The organism is Sorangium sp. So ce834, from assembly GCF_051521425.1.
Taxonomy (GTDB): domain Bacteria; phylum Myxococcota_A; class Polyangia; order Polyangiales; family Polyangiaceae; genus Sorangium; species Sorangium cellulosum_D.
Window position 1 is genome coordinate 4,886,627 of the sequence record NZ_CP150351.1, and the last position, 17,848, is coordinate 4,904,474.

14 protein-coding genes are annotated in these 17,848 nt (G+C 72.8%); 6 read left to right on the forward strand and 8 right to left on the reverse strand.

Annotation, left to right across the window (positions count from 1 at the left end; genetic code table 11):
* Positions 1 to 21: 21 nt before the first annotated feature.
* Positions 22 to 459: an acyl-CoA thioesterase gene (locus WMF20_RS17720; RefSeq protein WP_437615119.1), complete on the reverse strand. Its 438-nt coding sequence runs from the start codon at positions 457 to 459 to the stop codon at positions 22 to 24.
* A 155-nt stretch (positions 460 to 614) separates the two neighbouring features.
* On the opposite strand from WMF20_RS17720, the gene WMF20_RS17725 reads away from it, so the two are divergent.
* Both WMF20_RS17725 and WMF20_RS17730 read left to right on the forward strand, forming a co-directional pair.
* Positions 615 to 1,676, forward strand: coding sequence for a hypothetical protein (locus WMF20_RS17725; RefSeq protein WP_437615121.1), 1,062 nt, complete (start codon positions 615 to 617; stop codon positions 1,674 to 1,676).
* A 216-nt stretch (positions 1,677 to 1,892) separates the two neighbouring features.
* Positions 1,893 to 2,711, forward strand: a complete 819-nt coding sequence (locus WMF20_RS17730; RefSeq protein WP_437615123.1) for a lysophospholipid acyltransferase family protein — start codon at positions 1,893 to 1,895, stop codon at positions 2,709 to 2,711.
* Positions 2,712 to 2,720: 9 nt separating this feature from the next.
* Here the strand turns inward: WMF20_RS17730 and WMF20_RS17735 are convergent, their stop codons facing one another.
* Entirely contained in the window at positions 2,721 to 3,911 is a 1,191-nt protein-coding gene (locus WMF20_RS17735) for a lipin/Ned1/Smp2 family protein (protein ID WP_437615125.1), read from the reverse strand.
* Between the two features lie 151 nt (positions 3,912 to 4,062).
* On the opposite strand from WMF20_RS17735, the gene WMF20_RS17740 reads away from it, so the two are divergent.
* The 3 genes from WMF20_RS17740 (at position 4,063) to WMF20_RS17750 (ending at position 8,500) form a co-directional block, all read left to right on the forward strand.
* Complete coding sequence (locus tag WMF20_RS17740; RefSeq protein WP_437615127.1) at positions 4,063 to 4,719, forward strand: hypothetical protein; 657 nt, start codon at positions 4,063 to 4,065, stop codon at positions 4,717 to 4,719.
* 44 nt (positions 4,720 to 4,763) lie between these two features.
* Positions 4,764 to 6,932: a serine/threonine protein kinase gene (locus WMF20_RS17745; protein ID WP_437615129.1), complete on the forward strand. Its 2,169-nt coding sequence runs from the start codon at positions 4,764 to 4,766 to the stop codon at positions 6,930 to 6,932.
* Positions 6,933 to 7,009: 77 nt separating this feature from the next.
* Complete coding sequence (locus WMF20_RS17750) at positions 7,010 to 8,500, forward strand: tetratricopeptide repeat protein (protein WP_437615131.1); 1,491 nt, start codon at positions 7,010 to 7,012, stop codon at positions 8,498 to 8,500.
* Between the two features lie 24 nt (positions 8,501 to 8,524).
* Here WMF20_RS17750 and WMF20_RS17755 read toward each other — a convergent pair whose 3' ends face one another.
* The 3 genes from WMF20_RS17755 to WMF20_RS17765 form a co-directional block, all read right to left on the reverse strand.
* A complete protein-coding gene (locus WMF20_RS17755) occupies positions 8,525 to 9,247 on the reverse strand; it encodes a hypothetical protein (RefSeq protein ID WP_437615133.1) in 723 nt (240 codons plus the stop codon).
* Between the two features lie 114 nt (positions 9,248 to 9,361).
* Positions 9,362 to 10,714 (reverse strand): NAD(P)/FAD-dependent oxidoreductase, encoded by a 1,353-nt coding sequence (locus WMF20_RS17760; RefSeq protein WP_437615135.1) that lies wholly within the window; start codon positions 10,712 to 10,714, stop codon positions 9,362 to 9,364.
* A gap of 219 nt (positions 10,715 to 10,933) precedes the next feature.
* Positions 10,934 to 11,440, reverse strand: a complete 507-nt coding sequence (locus WMF20_RS17765; protein ID WP_437615137.1) for a DUF2505 domain-containing protein — start codon at positions 11,438 to 11,440, stop codon at positions 10,934 to 10,936.
* Positions 11,441 to 11,747: 307 nt separating this feature from the next.
* Between WMF20_RS17765 and WMF20_RS17770 the strand changes: the two genes are divergently transcribed.
* Positions 11,748 to 12,206, forward strand: a complete 459-nt coding sequence (locus WMF20_RS17770) for a response regulator (RefSeq protein ID WP_437615139.1) — start codon at positions 11,748 to 11,750, stop codon at positions 12,204 to 12,206.
* Positions 12,207 to 12,304: 98 nt separating this feature from the next.
* Here WMF20_RS17770 and WMF20_RS17775 read toward each other — a convergent pair whose 3' ends face one another.
* The 3 genes from WMF20_RS17775 to WMF20_RS17785 form a co-directional block, all read right to left on the reverse strand.
* On the reverse strand, positions 12,305 to 14,461 hold the full coding sequence (locus WMF20_RS17775; RefSeq protein ID WP_437615141.1) for a serine/threonine-protein kinase: 2,157 nt from the start codon (positions 14,459 to 14,461) through the stop codon (positions 12,305 to 12,307).
* An 85-nt stretch (positions 14,462 to 14,546) separates the two neighbouring features.
* Positions 14,547 to 15,923, reverse strand: coding sequence for a pyridoxal phosphate-dependent aminotransferase (locus WMF20_RS17780; protein WP_437615143.1), 1,377 nt, complete (start codon positions 15,921 to 15,923; stop codon positions 14,547 to 14,549).
* Between the two features lie 80 nt (positions 15,924 to 16,003).
* Positions 16,004 to 17,824: a hypothetical protein gene (locus tag WMF20_RS17785; RefSeq protein ID WP_437615145.1), complete on the reverse strand. Its 1,821-nt coding sequence runs from the start codon at positions 17,822 to 17,824 to the stop codon at positions 16,004 to 16,006.
* Positions 17,825 to 17,848: the final 24 nt, after the last annotated feature.

Below are 17,848 nucleotides of genomic sequence, written 5' to 3' on the forward strand. Positions count from 1 at the left end.
CGGCAGCCGCGCTCGCCGTGGTCACCCGAGCGCGCGGCGCAGATCGTCCGGGAGCGGGCACGGGACGAAGCGCGCGCCGTCGATGCACACGTGCACCGTCTGCCCGACGGCGGCGACCCCGCCCGCGGTCGTCACGCGGTAGCCCACGGTGAACGAGGTGTCGCCGAGCTTCGGGGCGAGCACCTCGACCTCGATCGCGTCGCCGAACCGGAGCGGCAGCAGGTAGTCGGCCTCGGCGTGGACCAGCGGCAGCTTGAGCGCGCCGCCGGCGATGAGGGCGGGCAGATCGATCCCCCGCTCCCTCAGCGCGATCATGTACGCGTCGCTGAAGTATTCGAGGACCCGCGGGTAGAAGACGATCCCGGCCGCGTCGACGTCCTGGAAGCGCACGGCGCGGCGCTCCACGGCGAGGCGGGGCGCGGTCTGCTTGAGCTCATCGACGCTGAAGGCGCGCTTCATCGCGCCGCAGGCTAGCGCAGGACGCGCCGCGCGCGTCACGAGGAGAGCGCCGCGCCGCCACCGTCCTTCCCTGCGGACCGCCGACCCGGCGCCGCGTGAACGGATCGTCCCTTTCTGCTCGCCGCCGCCCGTTTCGCGGTCCATGCTCGCCCCCGATGGCTGACCGATGTCCCGGCGGCCTCGGGGCCGGGTCCCGCAGGCTGGGGCCCGCCGCCGCGAAGGATCGCGACAGGAGCGCGGCGCGACGCCGCGAGGCCGGGGCGCCGCGCGCCCGCGGCGCGGCCTGCGCGCTCGCTTGCCTCCTGGCCGCTGGCCTCGCGGCGGCGTGCGAGCCTGCGCCGACGTCGCCCCCGGCGCCGACGCCCTCCCAGAGCCCGCCCATCGCCCCGCTCGCGGCGCTGCCGCGGCCCGCGGTCGCAGAGCCCCAGGCGCCGACCGGCGCGGCGCACGCGTCGAACCCGCTCGGCCTCCCGGCGTCGCCGATCAAGCTCGATCCAGGCCGCCGCGTCTTCACCGCCTCGGGGCGGATGCTCGCCGGAGCCAAGCTCGGGTCGACGCTCGTGCTCTACGCGGCCACCGTGGTCGGCTTCGAGGGCGACGATCTCATCGTCGAGGGGCGGGGCGGGCCGTCGTACAAGGTCCACCCGGGCTACGTCGTCCCCGTGCCCGACACGCCGCGCCTCCGGCCTCACGATCCGGTGCTCACGGAGTGGAACGGCGTGATGAAGCACGCCGTCGTCACCCGCTTCGTGAAGGACAAGATCGAGGTCCGCTACACCGACATGGATCCGCGGACCCCGCTCGCGCAGCTCAAGGGCGTCCGCTTCGTCGTGCAGACCGAGGGGCTCGCGCCCGGCAACTTCGCCGCATGGAAGGACGGCGACACATGGCGCCACGTGCTCCTCGTGTCGCGGCTCGGCGGCCCCCCGGCGGACTCGGGCGCCGTCCTGACGTCGCTGCCCAGCAGCTCGGCGCGGTGGTTCGCCCTCGGTTACGGCGGCGCCGCCCTGCTCGCCGACGAGTCGGCGCTGCGCCCGATCCCGGTCAAGCCGCGGCTCAAGCTCGGGGCGAGCGTCTGGGCCGAGTGGGTCGGCGCGCTGCGCCCCGCGGTGGTGCAGAGCGCCGAGGAGACGGGCCTGTACACCGTCAAGTTCGAGCGCGCCGGGCGGCCGGTCACGCTCGGCTGGGGGCTGCTCACGCCGCCGCTCGAACGGTGAGCCGCGAGGGCGCCGCTCGGTCGGCCGCCCTGGCCGCGACGCGAGCCCGGGCCGGACCGGCGAGCCGCCGCGCGCCACCCGCCTCGTCCGGCACAGCGGCGGAAAAAAGGGCCCGGAGGCGCGCCCGAAACCCCGCCAGAAAACACCGGCGCGCGGCGCAGGTGCGCAACACCCTACGCGTTTTCGCCCGACATGGAGAGTGGTAAGCGCGGTAGTATGGATCTCAAGAGCGCCTGGCTGGCGACGCGCCAGTGGGTCCCTTTCTCCCTCAGGACCATGGCCTACGGCACGGTGTCGCTGACGCTGGGCCCGCTCACGCCGCAGCGCTCGGCGAGCCTCTGGGCGATGCGCCGCTGGTGCCAGGCGAGCGCGCGCGGGCTCGACATCGAGATCCAGACGAGCGGCCTCGAGAACGTCCCTCCCGGGGTCTTCGTCTACTGCTCGAACCACCAGAGCGTGCTCGACATCCTGGTGCTCGGCGCGGTGCTGCCGGGCGACTTCAAGTGGGCGGCCAAGCGCTCGCTCATGAAGATCCCGTTCCTCGGCTGGCACCTCAAGCTCGCGGGCCACGTGCCGGTGGATCGCACGGTCGGCTCGCGCGCTGCGGTCGAGGCGATCGCGCGGTTCGAGCAGGTGCTCCGGGACGGCAAGCCGCTGCTCGTGTTCCCGGAGGGGACGCGGAGCGAGGACGGCGTGCTCCGGCAGTTCAAGAACGGCGGCTTCTATGCCGCGGTCCGCGCCGGCGTGCCCGTGGTGCCCGTCGCCATCGACGGCACGCACCTGCTCATGAAGAAGGGGGCGATCGACACGGGCGACGGCACGATGCGGATCGTCCGCGTCCGGGTCGGCGCGCCGATCGCCGTGCGCCCGGACGGGCGCGAGGGCGCGCGGGTGAACGACCTGCGCGATCGCTCCCACGCCGCGGTGAGCGAGCTCCTCCGGTCGATCGGCGGTCGCGTCGAGGCGCCGGCAGGCGCCGCGGCCGCCTCGGAGCCGTCGGCGGGCGGCGTCCGGACCGAGCAGGCGCCCGGCTGACGCGCCGGATCAGTCGCAGAGGCTGGGGAGCTCGTCGATCTCCGCGAGCAGCGCGCCGTAGTCGTCGATGCGCCTGCCTCCGAGGAGGTCGTCGTCGAACCGGTAGAACACGCGCCGCGTGAGGGGCATCACGCCTGCGTTGTGGTAGGCCTCCGCGTCGGTCTCCGTGTTGCCGAACGCCCACGCGGGCACCATTTCCCTCCGCTCGAAGAGCTGCTGCAGCTCCGCCGTCTTGTACTTCGCGGCGGCATCGCCTAGCGCGCCGGTCAGGCCGAGCGTGGTGTGCACGACGCCGGGCGGGAAGCCGTAGGCGTCGAGGAAATCGCGGGTGCGCTGGACGAGCCACTCCGGTCGCGCGGTCAGGTACATCGGACGGTAGCCCTTCTCCACGAGCCGGTGGAACGCCGCCGCGGCGTGCGGGTGCGCGTCGGGCAGCCGGCCGAGCAGGAGCGAGGTGAACTCCTCCGTCTCCGTGCCGGTCAGCGTCCCGTCGACGTCGCTCACGAACATCGGGGCGCCGCGGGGGACGACCTCGATGAAGAGGTCGGCGCTCGACAGGTCGCCGCGGACGACCATGTGGATCCGGTGCCTGCCCACGCCGAGCCGCTGCGCCGCTGGGATCTGGAAGTAGACGCGACCGCCGGCGTCGCTCACGCCCTCGACCTCGGGGTGCGTCGAGTCCGCTTCCGTCGTGGTCGCCGAGCCGAGGCGCTCCCACGCGCCGCCGCAGCCGCGGAGCAGGTAGATGTCGACCCGCTCGCCCTTCAGATCCTTGTCGGTGATCCCGTAGGCGAACTTGCCGATGATCCACTGCGGGTCATCCGGGCTCAGGAAGAGATCGCGCCCGCGGTGGTTGGGGCTCCCAGCTCCGGCGATGATGTACGAAGACACGTGATCCCATGCGAGCTCCTCGCCCGGATCCGGCGGCTCGGCATCGCACCGCGGAGGCGGGTCGCACAGGGGGCCCGGCAGCCCGCCGCCGCTCGATGAACCGCCGCCCTCGCCGCTCGCGAGGTCGCCGCCGCGACCACCCTGGCCATCGTCGCCCCCGCCGTCGCCGCCGCCCTCACCGTCGTCGCCGCCGCCCTGGCCATCGCCGCCGCCCTCGCTCGAGGAGCCGCCCGGCGGCTCGTCGCTCGGCGCCCACCCGAGCGTCGCGTCGGCCGATCCGCAGCCGATCGCGAGCGCTGTTGTCGCCATGACAAGAAGGATCCTGGTCTGCATCGCGCCCGAGTGTGACCGAGTCGGCCCCGTTAGAACAGCGGCCTCTCCGGCCGTCGGCGCCCCGCGGCGGATCGCGCTCGCCCCTTGCGCGCGGGGCTGACTCCGGGCAATCGTAGCTGCCCCAACGATGCCAAAGCCCAACCCGAAGGTGCTGCTCCGCCACGCCGGTGACTACCTCAAGGCTCACCCCGAGGAGATCGTGAGGGCGCTGCGCGGCGCGCTGGGCCTGCGCTTCGGCGTCCCGATCGATGCGCTGCGCTATCTGGCACGGGAGCTCAGCGGCGGAAAGCGCGCGCCCAAGGACATCGTGATCGAGGCCGCGCCCCCCGGCCTGCACCTCGCGCTCACCGTGAAGGCCATGGGCGCGCCGATCCGGGCCTCGTTCGCCGTCTACGCCGAGGAGCTCGACGTGCGCGCGGACGCCATCCGGGTCGGCCTGCGGATCGCCGACCTCAAGCTCCACGTGATGGGCGACGAGAGCTCGCCGATCGCCGGGCTTATCAACTCGGGGGCGATCGATCTCAACAAGCCCGGCAACCTCGTCTCCTTCATCCCCAACCGGCCCGCCGCGCTGATCGACGGCAAGGACGACAGGATCACCCTGGATCTGCTCAAGATTCCCGCCGTGGGCGGCAATCCGACGGTCGCGCGGGCGCTGCGCATCTGCGCGCCGGTGCTCGGTGTTCGTGCGCTGAAGACCAAGGATGACCACCTGGACGTGCACCTCAAGGCCACCCCCTCCGGGGTCCCCGCCGCCATCGCCGCGGCGCGCGCCGGCGTCTGAGGCCCTTTCCGGTGGGGGTTGTCGCCCGCTAGACTTCACCGTGCATGTCTCGGCTCCCCGAGCCCGCGCCGGCTGCGCTCTCGCTTCAGTTCCTTGCAGAGATCGCGTCCGGAGCGACCACCCGCGTTGATCTCTGCAGGTCGGTAGGTCCGCACCGGCCAGGGGAGCTGCTCGCCGTGAAGCGGCTGCACCCGCACTACGCCGGGGACACGACGGTGGCCACCCGGTTCTTCGACGAGGTGCGCACGACCGCGGCGCTCAAGCACCCGAACGTCGTCGAGGTCGCCGGCTGGGGGACCGACGAGCAGGGCTCGTACTTCGCCGTCGAGCTCGTGCAGGGCGTGAGCCTCGCGCGGCTCATGAAGACCGTCTTCGACACGGGCGAGGTCTTCTCCGAGCGGCTCGTCGTCTACATCGGCGCGACGCTCTGCCGCGGGCTCGGCGCGGCGCACGAGCTCCGCGCGCCGAGCGGCGAGCTGCTCAACCTCGTGCACCGCGATCTCACGCCGGGCAACGTGCTCGTCGGGTTCCAGGGCGAGGTGAAGATCGCCGACTTCGGGCTCGCCAAATCGTCGCTCCGCGTGATGACCACGGCCGTCGGGGCGCGCCGGCGCGTGACGACGTACATGGCGCCGGAGCAGGCCCGCGGCGGCCCCGCCGACAGGCGCTCCGACCTGTTCTCGCTCGGCGTCGTGCTGTTCGAGCTCTTCTCGGGCAAGCACCCGTGGCCGTCGTCGAGCGACTACGAGCTCCTGCGCAACATGACGACGCAGCCCGCGGCCGACCTGCGGGAGCTCCGGCCGAAGATCGACAAGGAGCTCGTGGCGATCGTCATGGGCTGTCTCGAGCGGGACCCGGCCTCGCGCTTCCAGAGCGCGGACGAGATCTTCGCGCGGCTCGAGGGCTGGCTGCGCAGCCACGGGTACCTCGAGGGGAACGAGGAGGCGCTCGGCCGGTTCGTGCGGCGCAACGCGATGAGGCAGATGCGCTGGTTCGAGCGCGCCGTCTCCGGCGGCTTCGCCGGGATGGCCAAGGCGCCGCGCCCCTCCCTCTCGGCCGCGACGGCGATCCCGCGCCGGCCCGCCGCCGCGCGGGACCGGCTCCGCCCGAACGGCGCGGCGCTCGGCCGCGAGGACGACCCGACCGACATCGAGGCGCGCGACGGCGTCACGCCCTCGCCGCTCACGGCGATCCCCGGCTCGCGCGAGACGGACACGGCGTTCGGCAGCTCGCGGCGGCGCGGGGCGCTGCCCTCCGAGACGGCCGACGAGAAGACCGTCGTCGTCGGGAGCAACGGCCGCGGGCGCGGCGATCCGGCGTCCAGCAGCTCGAGCGGCGGGCGGCAGCGCGGCAGCCTGCCCTCGTACGGCTCCATCACCGCGCAGGACGCCGAGCCGCGCCCGATGTCCGGGGCGACGCCGACGTACGCCGAGCCGCCCCCCTCGATCACCGCCGCGGCCGCGTTCTCCGTGGAGCACGACGCCGGGGCCGCGCCTGCGGCACGCGGCGCGCCGGAGGGCGCGAGGCAGCTCCACGCCGAGGTCGACCGGCTCACGACCGAGGCGATCCGGTTCCGCGAGGAGGCGCGCTTCGCCGTGGCGCAGGCCGAGCGCAAGCTGGCGCTGGCCAAGGTGGCGGCGCACATCTCCGAGGTGGCCGCCGACGCGCTGCGCCTCTCCACGAGCGCCGGCGCAGAGGGCGCGTCGCGCCGCCTCGACGAGGCGCTCGCGCTCGAGCGGGCGATGCACAAGGCGATGTCGGCGCCGCTCACGCTCGCGCCCGAGGCGACCGCGCTGCCGGTCGCGTGGGGCAACGAGCTGCAAGCCATCCTCGCCCAGCTCGGCCTCGATCTCCTCGCGTCCCCCGCGGCGCCGCGGCCCCCGGACCTCGGCGCGCCCCCTCTCGGGCTCGCTGCGGCGCCCCTCGACGCCGTCGCGGCGCCGGCCGTCGCGCCGCCCGCCGTCGCGGCCTCGCCGCTCGCGACGGCGGCCAGCGCGAGCGGCGGCGCTGCGGGCGCGCCGGCCGCTCCCGTCGCCGTCTCGGGCGGCGCGTCCGGCCCTGACACGCCGCCGAACCCGCCGAGCTCCGTGGAGGCGGTCGCGTTCCAGGCCAGCCTCCGGCCGATGCTCCTCGGGGTGCCGCGCGCGCTCGCCCTCGCGGTCGCCGCGGCGGCCTTCATGGCGTTCGTGCTGCTGGCCTGGCTCTACTCCTGACGCGCCTCTTGCGCGGGCGCGCTGCGCCGAGACGTCGCTTGATCCCGGCGGGGCACGGCGGCTACCGTCCTAGGATCATGAGCGAGCAAAGCGACTGGGTGCTGATCGGCCTCGACGAGAACACGGCGCGCCGGCAGGGGATCCCCGCGCGCATGCCGGTGCCCCGGGGCGAGTTCGAGGGGCTCGCCGACAAAGGGCTCAGCATCGACGCCGCCCGCAAGTGGATCAAGGACTTTCTCACGAGCTCCGAGGCCGGCAAGAGCGGCGTCTGGCGCAAGCAGAACAGCGCGCTCGTCTCGCAGCTCGAGGCCTTCCTCGACAAGGCGCCGGTCTGGGAGCGCGCGCAGAAGGCCTTCGGCGAGCGTGACTACGAGAAGGCGATCTCGGCGCTCAAGCGCATCGTCACCATGGACCCCGACGACCACGCCGCGCGGCTGAACCTCGCCTCGGCGCAGGCCAACATGGGCGACCACCCCGCGGCGCTGAAGAGCTTCCAGGCGATCCGGAAGACGTTCCAGGGGGACGCCGACTATCACGTGGCGGTCGGGCAGGTGCACCTGGCGATGCAGAAGAAGGACGCCGCCCTCGACGAGATGGTGCTCGCGCTCGAGGCGAAGCCCGACTGCCAGCCGGCGCTCGACGCGATGGTGCAGCTCGGGGTCCTGGTGCCGATCTACGAGAACCCGCGCGACGCGGCCTCGCTCGTCTACGTGCGCTCCGACGCGGTGCTCGACTACCTGACCGGCCAGTGGGACGCGGCGCCGCGCGACAGCGCCTTCTACCTCGAGCAGCTCGCCTACCACGAGCGCGAGCTCCGCCACGACGTCGCGCTGGGCGCGGCCGACCGCGCCGTCGCCGTCGCGGGCGAGGGCGACCGCGTCGAGCGGGCGCACCTCGCGCGGATCGCCGCCCTGCGCGCGCTCGGGCGCACCGACGAGGCGCTCGCCGCGGCCGAGGCGTTCGTGAAGACGGCGCCGTCGTCGTCGGGCGCGTGGGTCGAGCTCGCGAAATGCCTCTCCAAGGCCGGCCGCGGCGACGAGGCGCCCGCCGCGATCGAGCGCGCGCTCGAGAGCGACCCCGGCGATCTCGCCGCCCTCTCGCTCCGGTTCTGGCCGAGCGACCCCGCCGACATCCAGAAGGTCAACGCGGCGCTCCCCGCGCTCGCCGCCTTCGTCGCCGCGCACCCCGAGAGCGCGGGCGCGCGCCGCTCGCTCGCCCGCGCCGAGCTCGTCGCGGGCCGGATCGACGACGCGCTCGCCGGCTTCGCCGCGGCCGTCGCGCTCGCGCCCGGGGACGACGACCTCCGGGCCGAGTACTGGAGCGAGCTCGGAAAGCAGCAGCGGTACGAGGAGATCATCGCCGACGCCGCGAAGCTCTCGGATCTCGCGAAGCGCGACTGGAAGCTGCGCTGGAACGAGGCCGAGGCCTACGCCGCCCTCGGCAAGAACATCGAGGCGCGCGCCGCGTTCTCGGCCATCAACTTCGACGAGTCGCTGCACGTCGACGTGCGCCGCCGCGCCAAGCGCGCCGTCAAGACGATGGACGAGACGCCGCCGGTCGCGACGTGACGCCGGGGCGCCGGCGGCGCGCGCTCAGAGCGAGCCGGAGACGCCGAGCCCGAGCGTGTCGCCGGTGACGATCGGCTTCACGGAGAGGGAGACGTCGTTGCGGACGAGCTTCGTCTCCGGCGCGGCGAGGCCGCCGATGAACATGGCGACGCCGGCGGCCTGGGCCAGCCCGTCGACCATGAGGACGAAGACCCCGCCGCCCTTCGCGTCGGCGGTGCCGATCGTGATGAAGGGCCCGGCGACGGGGATGTAGAGCGGGATGTAGCTCTCTCCGGTGCCGCCGCTCGCGCGGTCCGCGCTCTCAGCGACGAGCCCGACCATGGCCGAGAGGAGGTACGTGACGCCGAACGTCACGGCGCCGCCGATGACCAGGCCGCGGCGCGCCCTCTCCTCGACGTGGTAGCCCTCGGGGACGGCCTGCCCCTCCTCGTAGCTCATGATCCGCGGGCCGACCGCATACCCGGTGGGGGTCTGGCCGTATCCGGGCGGCGGGGCGTATCCAGGAGGGGGGGCGTACCCGGGCGGCGGGTAATAGCCGGGCTGCTGCCCGTAGGGGGCAGGTGCGCCGTACGGCGGGGGGGCGCCATGGGGCGCGGCCTGCGGCTGCGCGCCGGCAGGGGCGGCTGCGTCCGCCGACTGCGCGAAGGCGGCGGGGGCGCCGAGCAGGAGTGCGGCGAGGGATGCTGCGCTGGCGAGGAGGGCTCGCGAGGGGTGCGCGGAGGCGCCCTGTCCGGGATGGATGTCCATGGTCTACGACGCTAACGCAGCTCGCGCGCAAAGGTCCAGACGCGCGCAGGACGCCGCCCTTCGGCGCGCGCTCTCGGGCGGAGCGGGCCGCGCGGCGGCGCGTCGGGGCGGCGCCTAGGCGCGCGTGCGCGCGTGCTCCAGCGGCTGGGCCCCGAGCGCGCCGGCGTCCCGTCGCGGCTCGAGCGCCGGCGCGGGGTGATCCTCGACGAGCCGGGGGGTCTCTCCCGTGATCAGCCGCGCGGCGCGCTCGTAGGTCAGGTAGGACAGGGCCCACGAGAACAGCACCAGGAACCGGCTGCGGAAGCCGATGAGGAACAGGATGTGGACGAAGAGCCACGCGAGCCACGCCAGGAACCCGGAGAGCTTCACCTTGCCGAAGTCGGCGACCGCGGCGGCCCGCCCGATCGTCGCCATCGAGCCCTTGTCGCGGTACCGGAACGGCAGCCGCGGCTGCCCCCGCACGGCGCGCGCGATGTTCCGCGCGGCGTGGCGCCCTTCCTGGATCGCCGCCGGCGCCACGCCTGGCACCGGCGTCCCGTCCTCCTGCTTCAGCGACGCGAGGTCGCCGATGACGTAGATGTCCTCGTGGCCGGGCACGGTCAGGTCCGGCTCCACCAGCACGCGCCCTGCCCGGTCGAGCGGCACCCCGAGGCTCCGGGCGAGGGGCGAGGCGGCCACGCCGGCCCCCCAGAGCACGGTCTTGGCCTCGATCCGCTGGTCGCCGATCGAGACCCCGTCCTCGTCGATCCCGGTGACGAGGCAGCGCGTCCGCACCTCCACGTTGAGCCCCGCGAGCTGCGCGCGCGCCTTCTCGCCGAGCTCGGGGACGTACGACGGCAGCACCTGCCCGGCGCCCTCGACGACGACGATGCGCGCGTCGCGCGGGTTGATGTGCCGGAACTCGCGCACGAGCGTGTGCCGCGCGAGCTCCGAGAGCGCCCCGGCGAGCTCCACGCCGGTCGGGCCCGCGCCGACCACCACGAACGTCATCCAGGCCTTCCGCCGCGCCGGATCGGGCTCGCGCTCGGCCGCCTCGAAGGCGAGGAGGACGCGCCGCCGTATCTCCAGCGCATCGTCGACGGTCTTCAGCCCGGGCGCGAACGGCGCCCACTCGTCGTGCCCGAAATAGGAGTGCGACGCCCCGGCGGCCACGATCAGCTTGTCGTAGCCGAGCTCGCCGTCCTCGAAGATCACCCGCTTGCGCGCCGGATCGATCGCCGTCACCTCGGCGAGGAGCACGCTCGTGTTCTTCTGCTTGCGGAGCACGCGCCGGATGGGCGCGGCGATGTCGCTCGCGTTCAGGCCCGCGGTCGCGACCTGATACAGGAGGGGCTGGAACGTGTGATGGTTCCGCCGGTCGATCACGGTCACCCGCACCGGCTCGCGCCGGAGCGCCTGCGCCGCGTAGAGACCGCCGAAGCCGGCACCGATGATGACCACGTGCACCATGCCGTGGCCCTGGTTCATGTAAGCTGCCTCAGCAAGATACACTACAGAAGATCGCACGCTTTGACCCTGGACGTGCAGGTCGCGTGTTCACCCAGGCGCGGGGTGGGCGGAGGAGGGCGGCCGCTCGCGGGCGTCGCTCGCCGGCGGCGCCTGCGTCTGGCTGCCTGGCGGCGACAGCGGGCTGCGGCGGACCGGCCGGCGCCTGGGCGGCTCGTTCGGCGCGTCAGGCGCGAGGAGCTAGATCGCTCTGCCCTGAGCGATCCACTTGTTCATGAAGACGGCGCTCTCTTCCCACCCCTGCCGCAGCTCCTTTTCAGCGCTGCTCTCGAGCAGGCCGCCGACACCGAACACCTTCGCTTCGATGACGAGCTCGGCGATCCGACGCACCTTGTTGTCGCCGATCGCCTCGACGCGCACCGTGCCCTCGTTGCGCATCTTGTCGGCCAGGGTGCTTGGCGTCAGCTTGAAGGTCCACACCTTGGTGGCCTTGTTCAGCTTGCCTTCCTCGGTATAGCGGAAGCCGGAGCCGAGCAGCTTCTCCACCGGACCGGGCAAATTCATCTTCGGCTTCCCGGCCGACCTCCGGATGATCTCCGTCTCCGTCTCGACCTGCTCCGTGATGGTGTACTCGGGAAATCCGAGCTCCTTCCGGTAAAGCTCCTCGTTGAAGGTCTTGTCCAGGAACAGCTTCCAAAAGGTGTCGACGTTGCAGTTGATCTCGTTCGTGATGGTGAACTTGCCCATGGATCGTTCCTTTGCGGTGCGGGTGAGGTCTTCCTCCGCGTCTACCGCAGCCCGTCCGTGGCGTCCACGCCTCGCCCGAGGCCATGGAGCCCTGGATCTGGGATGACGGTGTGTCCGTCTTGGCCGTGCGCACGTCGCGCCCGCGGCTCCGCGCGCGAGCACGGCCGAGCGCTTTCATGAGGATGCGCGCGGCGGACGCGCGAATCACACCCGCGGCGCGAGGCGTTGTGGACGCTCGCGCCGCGCGGTGCGGAGATCGGGCCGCGGGCTTCCGGCGCTTCCGTATCCGTGCAAACATCTTCATGCTGTGACGTGCATCCTCGTCATCGACGACGACACCGCGATCCGAGGCATGTTTGTCCGCGCGCTCCGCCCGCTCGGCGACGTCGAGGAGGCGAACGGCGGGGCGCCGGCGCTGCGGCGGCTCGCCGCGCGCAAATTCGATCTCGTGGTGCTCGACCTGCACATGCCGGGGGTCGACGGCTTCAGCGTGCTCGAGTCGCTCTCGGCCAAGGGGGGGCTGAACCGGGACACGCCCGTCTTCGTCGTCACCGCCGACGAGTCGCAGCAGGCCCGCATCCGCGCGCTCCGGCGGCACGCGATCTTCCTGCTCTCGAAGCCGGTGAACCTCGCAATGCTTGTGTCGCTCGCGGAGTCGTCCCTGAAGAAAGCCGCGTCCCGCGCGACGCCGATCCCCGACAAGCCTGCGTCGCGCGCGACGCCGATCCCCGAGAGGCCGCAGGCCGACAAGCCGAAGAAGGACTGAGCGCGCCCGCCGCGGCGAAGGGCGCGCACGCGGCGCTGGCGAAGGCCAGAGCCGCGCCCGGTCGGGCGGAGACCAGAGCCGCGCCCGGTCGGGCGGCGTTACCGTGGCGCCAGGTCGAGGGGGGGCGGCGAGGCCGGCCCAGGCGGCCGCGGCGGAGGCTGCGTGGGGCGGGGCGGGTTTGAACGCCATGCAGGCTGCGCCGGAGGCTGCTGCACGGCCGACCCGGTGACGGGCGGCGGCGGCAACGGCCCCGGGGCGCGCGGCACGGGAGCGACCGGAGGCGACGGGTACGGCGTCCCCGGCGCGGGCGCGGCGCCGCCGGGCCCATACGCCGGCTGCCCGCTCGGGAGCGGCGCGGCGGCGTCGGCAGGGGCCGCGGCGTCGGCCGGGGCGGCGGCGTCGGCGACCGCGTCGGCCGGGGCGGCGGCGTCGGCGGCCAGCTCGGCCGCCTCGGTTGGGGCGGCGGCGTCGGCGATGGCGCCGCTCACCGGCGTCACGGCCGGCGCAGGCGCAGCCGCCGCCTCCGCCGTCGCGCCGGCAGAGGCGTCGGGCGGAGCCAGCGCCGGCCCGGACGCGCTGGGGCGCGCGAAGGGCAGCGTCAGCGAACCGAGCCGCAGGCCGCCGGAGCGCTGGACCAGCAGGAACGCCGCCGCCGCGAGGCCCAGGACGATCAGCGTCAGCAGCGCCACGCGGACGAACCAGCCCCCCTTCGCCGGAGCCGGGCGCGGTCGCTGCTCGGGCATCGACGCGGCCGTGCCCGCAGGCCCGCTCGCGTGCGCCGGACCCGCGTGCGCCGCCGGGCGGCCCGAAGGCACCGGCGGCGCACCCAGCGGCAGCGGCGAGAGCCCCGCGGCGAACTCGAGCGGCGAGCTCGTCGCGTCCGGGTGCGACTTGCGGGTCGCGTCCGGGTTCGACTTGCGCGTCGGATCGGGGTTCGACCGGCGCGAGCTGGCCGGACCCGACATGCGCGAGCTCGCGGGCCCGGACATGCGCGAGCTGGCCGGACCCGACATGCGCGAGCTGGCCGGACCCGACATGCGCGAGCTCGCGGGCCCCGACATGCGCGAGCTCGCGGGGCCGGCGGACGGCGGCGCCGCGTCGGCCGCGTCCTCCGACGCCTCCGGCCCGTCCTGCAGGATCGGCAGCATGGAGATGCGCCGGAGCATCACCTCGGTCGCGTCCTCCGGGCGCGCGGCCTGCGGCTTGTGCGGGTGGGCGCGCTCGGCGAGGATGCGGTCGAGCTCGTCGATCGCCTGGTCGATCCGCTCCTTGCGCGCCTCCGCGACCCCGGGGAGCAGGTCGCGGACGAGCTGGCCCACCTGCTTGTCGCCGTAGCTCTCGCCGACCGCGAGGCTCACCTGCTCGAGATCGCGGCGCAGCTCCGCGGCCGTCTGGTACCGGTCGTTCGGGTTCTTGGCGAGCGCCCGCATGATGATGCGATCGAGCTCCGGGTGGACCTCGGGCATGATCTCGCGCGGCGGCTGCGGGTTGCGGTTGGCGATCTGCTGCATCGCCTCGAGCGGGCCCTTGCCGCGGAACGGCGTGTGGCCCGTCACGAGCAGGTAGAGCAGCACGCCCATGGAGAAGAGATCGCTCCGGCGGTCGAGCGCCCCGCCCATCACCTGCTCGGGCGAGAAATACCCCGTCTTGCCCTTGATCGCGCCGACGCGGCTGATCTGCGCGCGCGCCCGCGTCTTCGCGACGCCGAAGTCGACGACCTTGACCATGCCGTCGAACGTCACCATCACGTTCTCCGGCGTGACGTCGCGGTGGATGAGGTTGAGCAGCTCCCCCGTGTCGTCGCGGACCTCGTGCGCCGCGTGCAGGCCGGCGCACGCGTCGATCATCACGTGGAGCACCCAGCCGAGCGGCAGGAGCGCGCGCTTCGCCTTCTGGTTCGAGAAGATCTTCGCGATCGGGGCGCCGTCGATCCACTCCATGGCGAGGTACGGCCGATCGCGGACCTCGCCGTACGCCAGGATGTGCACCACGTTCGGGTGGAGGATGCGCGACGCGGTGCACGCCTCGTCGAGGAACATCGCGCGCGCGTCGTCGTCCCCCCGCATCGCGTCCGACAACAGCTTGACGGCGACGATCTGGACGGTGCCGTTGGGGCGCCTGAGCCGCGCGGCCCAAACGGCGGCCATGCCGCCCACGGCCGCAGGAAACAGCAGCTCGTAGGGGCCGATCGTATCGCCCGGCTGGAAGTTACCGGGGTCGTCGTCGTTCCAATCACTCCACGGATCTTTGGCCACGCGCTCCCCCACCATGTCGGAAGACGTGCAGCGCGACAAGACCTGGCGCTCGGCCCCGCCTCACCGCTCCGCTGCGCCGCCGGTGTCAGGCCCGGCGACGCTCGCCTACCATGCGCTCGAGCCGCCCGAGCGCCCGGACGAGGACGTCCTCGCTCGGGCCGAACGAAAAGCGGACGTGGTGACGGAACCGTGACGGCCGCCCCGCCCGGCGCTTGCCCGGGTTGACGTCGAAGAACTCGCCCGGCACGACGATGACCCGCTCCCCGAGCGCCGCCCGGAAGAAGCCGTGGCCGTCCGACAGCCCCGGCGGCAGGTCGGCGACCGAGCCCCAGACGTAGAACGTGCCCTCGGGCGCCGCGTCGATGGTAACGCCGATCTTGCGCAGCCCCGCCAGCATGAGCTCGCGTTTCCGCGAGAACGCGCGGTGGATGGCCGTCGTCTCGGCGCGGGTGTGCTCGATGGTGAGCAGCTCTGCCGCGGCGCGCTGCATCGGCTTCGAGCCGCCCCCGTCGAGGAAGCTGCCGGCGCTCGCCACCGCCTCGATGACCTCGCGGGGCCCCAGGGTCCAGGTGACGCGCCAGCCGGGGTAGCGCCAGTTCTTCGTCAGGCCGTCGAAGATCACCACCGGATCGCGGTCGACCTCCTCGACGTACCGCGCGGCGCTCTCCATCGGGGCGACGTCGCCCATGCCGTAGACGTAGTGCGAGTAGAACTCGTCGAGCAGGAGCGCGCAATCGAGCTCCTTCGCGGTGCGCACCCACGCGGCGAGCTCCTCGCCGCGCACGTGCTTCCCGGTCGGGTTACAGGGGTTCGACGCGAGGATCGCGCTCAGGCCGCGGCCGAGGATCTCGCGGCGGAGGTCGCCGACCGAGAACGAGTAGCCCCGCTCGCCCTCGAGCAGGATCGGGATCGGCGAGAACAGCCGGAAGACGTCGAGCAGCTCCTCGTACGCGGTGTAGTCGGGCAGGAAGTGGCCGAGGTTGATCTGCCCGAGCGCCGCCGCGGCGCGGGTGAGGGCGATGCGGCCGCCGCCCGACACGGCGACGTTCTCGGCCGTGTAGCGCGACGGCATGCCCCGCCGGTACGCGCGGTTGTACAGCGACGCGATCGCCTCGCGCAGCTCCCACAGGCCCGCCACCGGCGCGTACTCCTGGTCGTCGCCGGCGATCGCCACGGCCGCGCAGCGCTCGGGCGCGCCCGGGAGCGGGCCGGTCTCCGGCTGGCCTTGCCCGAGGTTGCACCAGCCGTCGGCCCCCTCGGCGCCCGGTTTGAACCCGAGGCGCGCGGCCTCGGTCGTCACGTAAATGACGCCGGTCCGCGGGACCTTCCGGAAGGCGTGGACCGCCCGCTCCTCGACGCGCCGGGGCGGCGCGGGGGCCGGCGCACCGGGGTCGCTCGGACGACCCTCGTCTCCGTGGAGGTCGCCAGGCTCTTCAGGATGCTCTCGCTCTACGTCCGTCATCGTTCGATCATCGTTCGATTCCCGGCGTCTCCGGGCGTGGTTGGGGGCGATGTCGAGGGTAAGCGCGGCGGGGCGGCGCCTCAGGCCTGCTGGCCCGCCGGCTTCGCGTCGTCGGCGATCGCCGGCTCGTGCCGCCGCGCCCACGGCACCGGCTTCCCCGAGAAGAGGCAGAGCAGGTAATAGCAGAAGGCGAGTGAGACCGCGGTGAGCGCCGTGTATTTATCGTCGTTATAGTAGAACGTGATCCAGATGAACTGGCTGAGGGCGGCCAGGCCGAACAGGGGCACCTCGATCTGCCGTTTCAGCCGGGTGAGCGGCGCGCTCAGGATCATGAACGAATAGTAATAACAGGTGAGCTGCGAGAGCAGAATGACGAAGATCTGCGCCAGGCACTGGGCCACCCACAGCGAGCGGATCCGTCGGCACACGTAGACGAAGCCCGCGAAGCTGGCGGCGATGATCCCGTAGGCGATCCACCGGTATTTCGCGTAGCGCTCGTTGCGCATCCGCTTCCAGACCTCGAACGGATCGACGAGCTTCGTGTCCTTCGTGTACTTCATCCGACCGGACTCGACGCCGGTCCCGGGCTTGTGGGCGACGAGCACGCGGAGGCCCATGTGGTTCGTCAGCGGCGTCTGGTCGTGCACCTTGAGGGTGTGCTCGTAGAACTGCCTGTACGAGTCCTTGCCGGAGACCTTGAGGCTCACCGGGATGAGCACGGCCGCGGCGAGGACGCCGCCGATCAGGACCTGCACGTGCGACCGGGCCATCCGCTTGTGGCGGGCGAGGTAAATCCCGGCGACGGTCAGCCAGCCGATCACGGGCAGGCCCGGGAAGATGCGCAGGAGGCCGGCGTAGACCATGCTCGCGCCCGCGAGCTTGTAGTAGCGCTTGCGGATGAGGCAGGCCGAGAGGACGAGGTAGAAGAGCCAGTCCTGCCGGAGGAACGCGCCGCCGGTCCAGTAGAACGGCGCCGACGACTGGCAGCCCCAGAAGATCGCCGCGACGGCGAAGACCCGCCACCCGAAGGCCCAGTAGAGGGCGGCGAACATGCCGAGCAGGTAGAAAATATCGAAGCTGGCGAGGAACTGGAGGTAGCGGGTGCTGGCCGGCTGCAGGTCCGCCCAGAATTTGCCCATGATCGTCCAGACCGGCGGCGGGTTGTAGCCGTGGTCCTTCTGCATGTCCTCCCAGTAGCCCTTGTCGGAGGCCGTCCGGAAGAACTGCACGTCGAACTTGAACGCCTCCCAGCGCTCGGGGGAGAAGTGCGCCTTGCAGATCTCGGGTTTGTCGAGCACCTCGCTCGCCGGCATGAGGAGGTTGTCGCCGCCGAGGTTCCGGATCTTCTTGTCCGGGTGGCGGACCTCCTTGGACATGTCGAGCTTGACGGGCCGCCCGGTGTCCTCGTTCGTGTACGTGACGAGCCCGAGCTCGTCCTGCGCGATCAGCGCGCACTTGTAGAGGCCGTCGTACCCCATCTCGGGGAAGTACTTGGCCCCCATGTAGTAATGGAACTGATCCCAGCGGTGGTAGTACTTGGGATAGCCGAAGCGGAAGCCGTTGAAGTAGGCGATGATGGCGGCGACCCCGAGCGCCACGCCGACGAACCGCTTCCAGCGCTCCGCGACCGGCCGGCGCATCCCCTCGCGCTGCGTCTCGTAGAAGACGCAGAACGCGGCGCCCATCGCGATCAGCACCTTCGCGAGGTCCACCGCGCGGGCGTGCTCGTCGATGTACCGCTGCAGGCCATAGAAGAACAGCGCGACGCCCGCGGCGACCGTGCCGTACCGCGCGAGCAAGCGAAGGCGCGGCGGGGCGAAGGAGTTGAGCGCGTACGCGGCGCCGAAGTAGGCGCAGAACGCGGCGACGATCTCGATGATTTCTTGTGACGTGAGCTTCATGGCCTGCGGTTCGGGATCGGGATC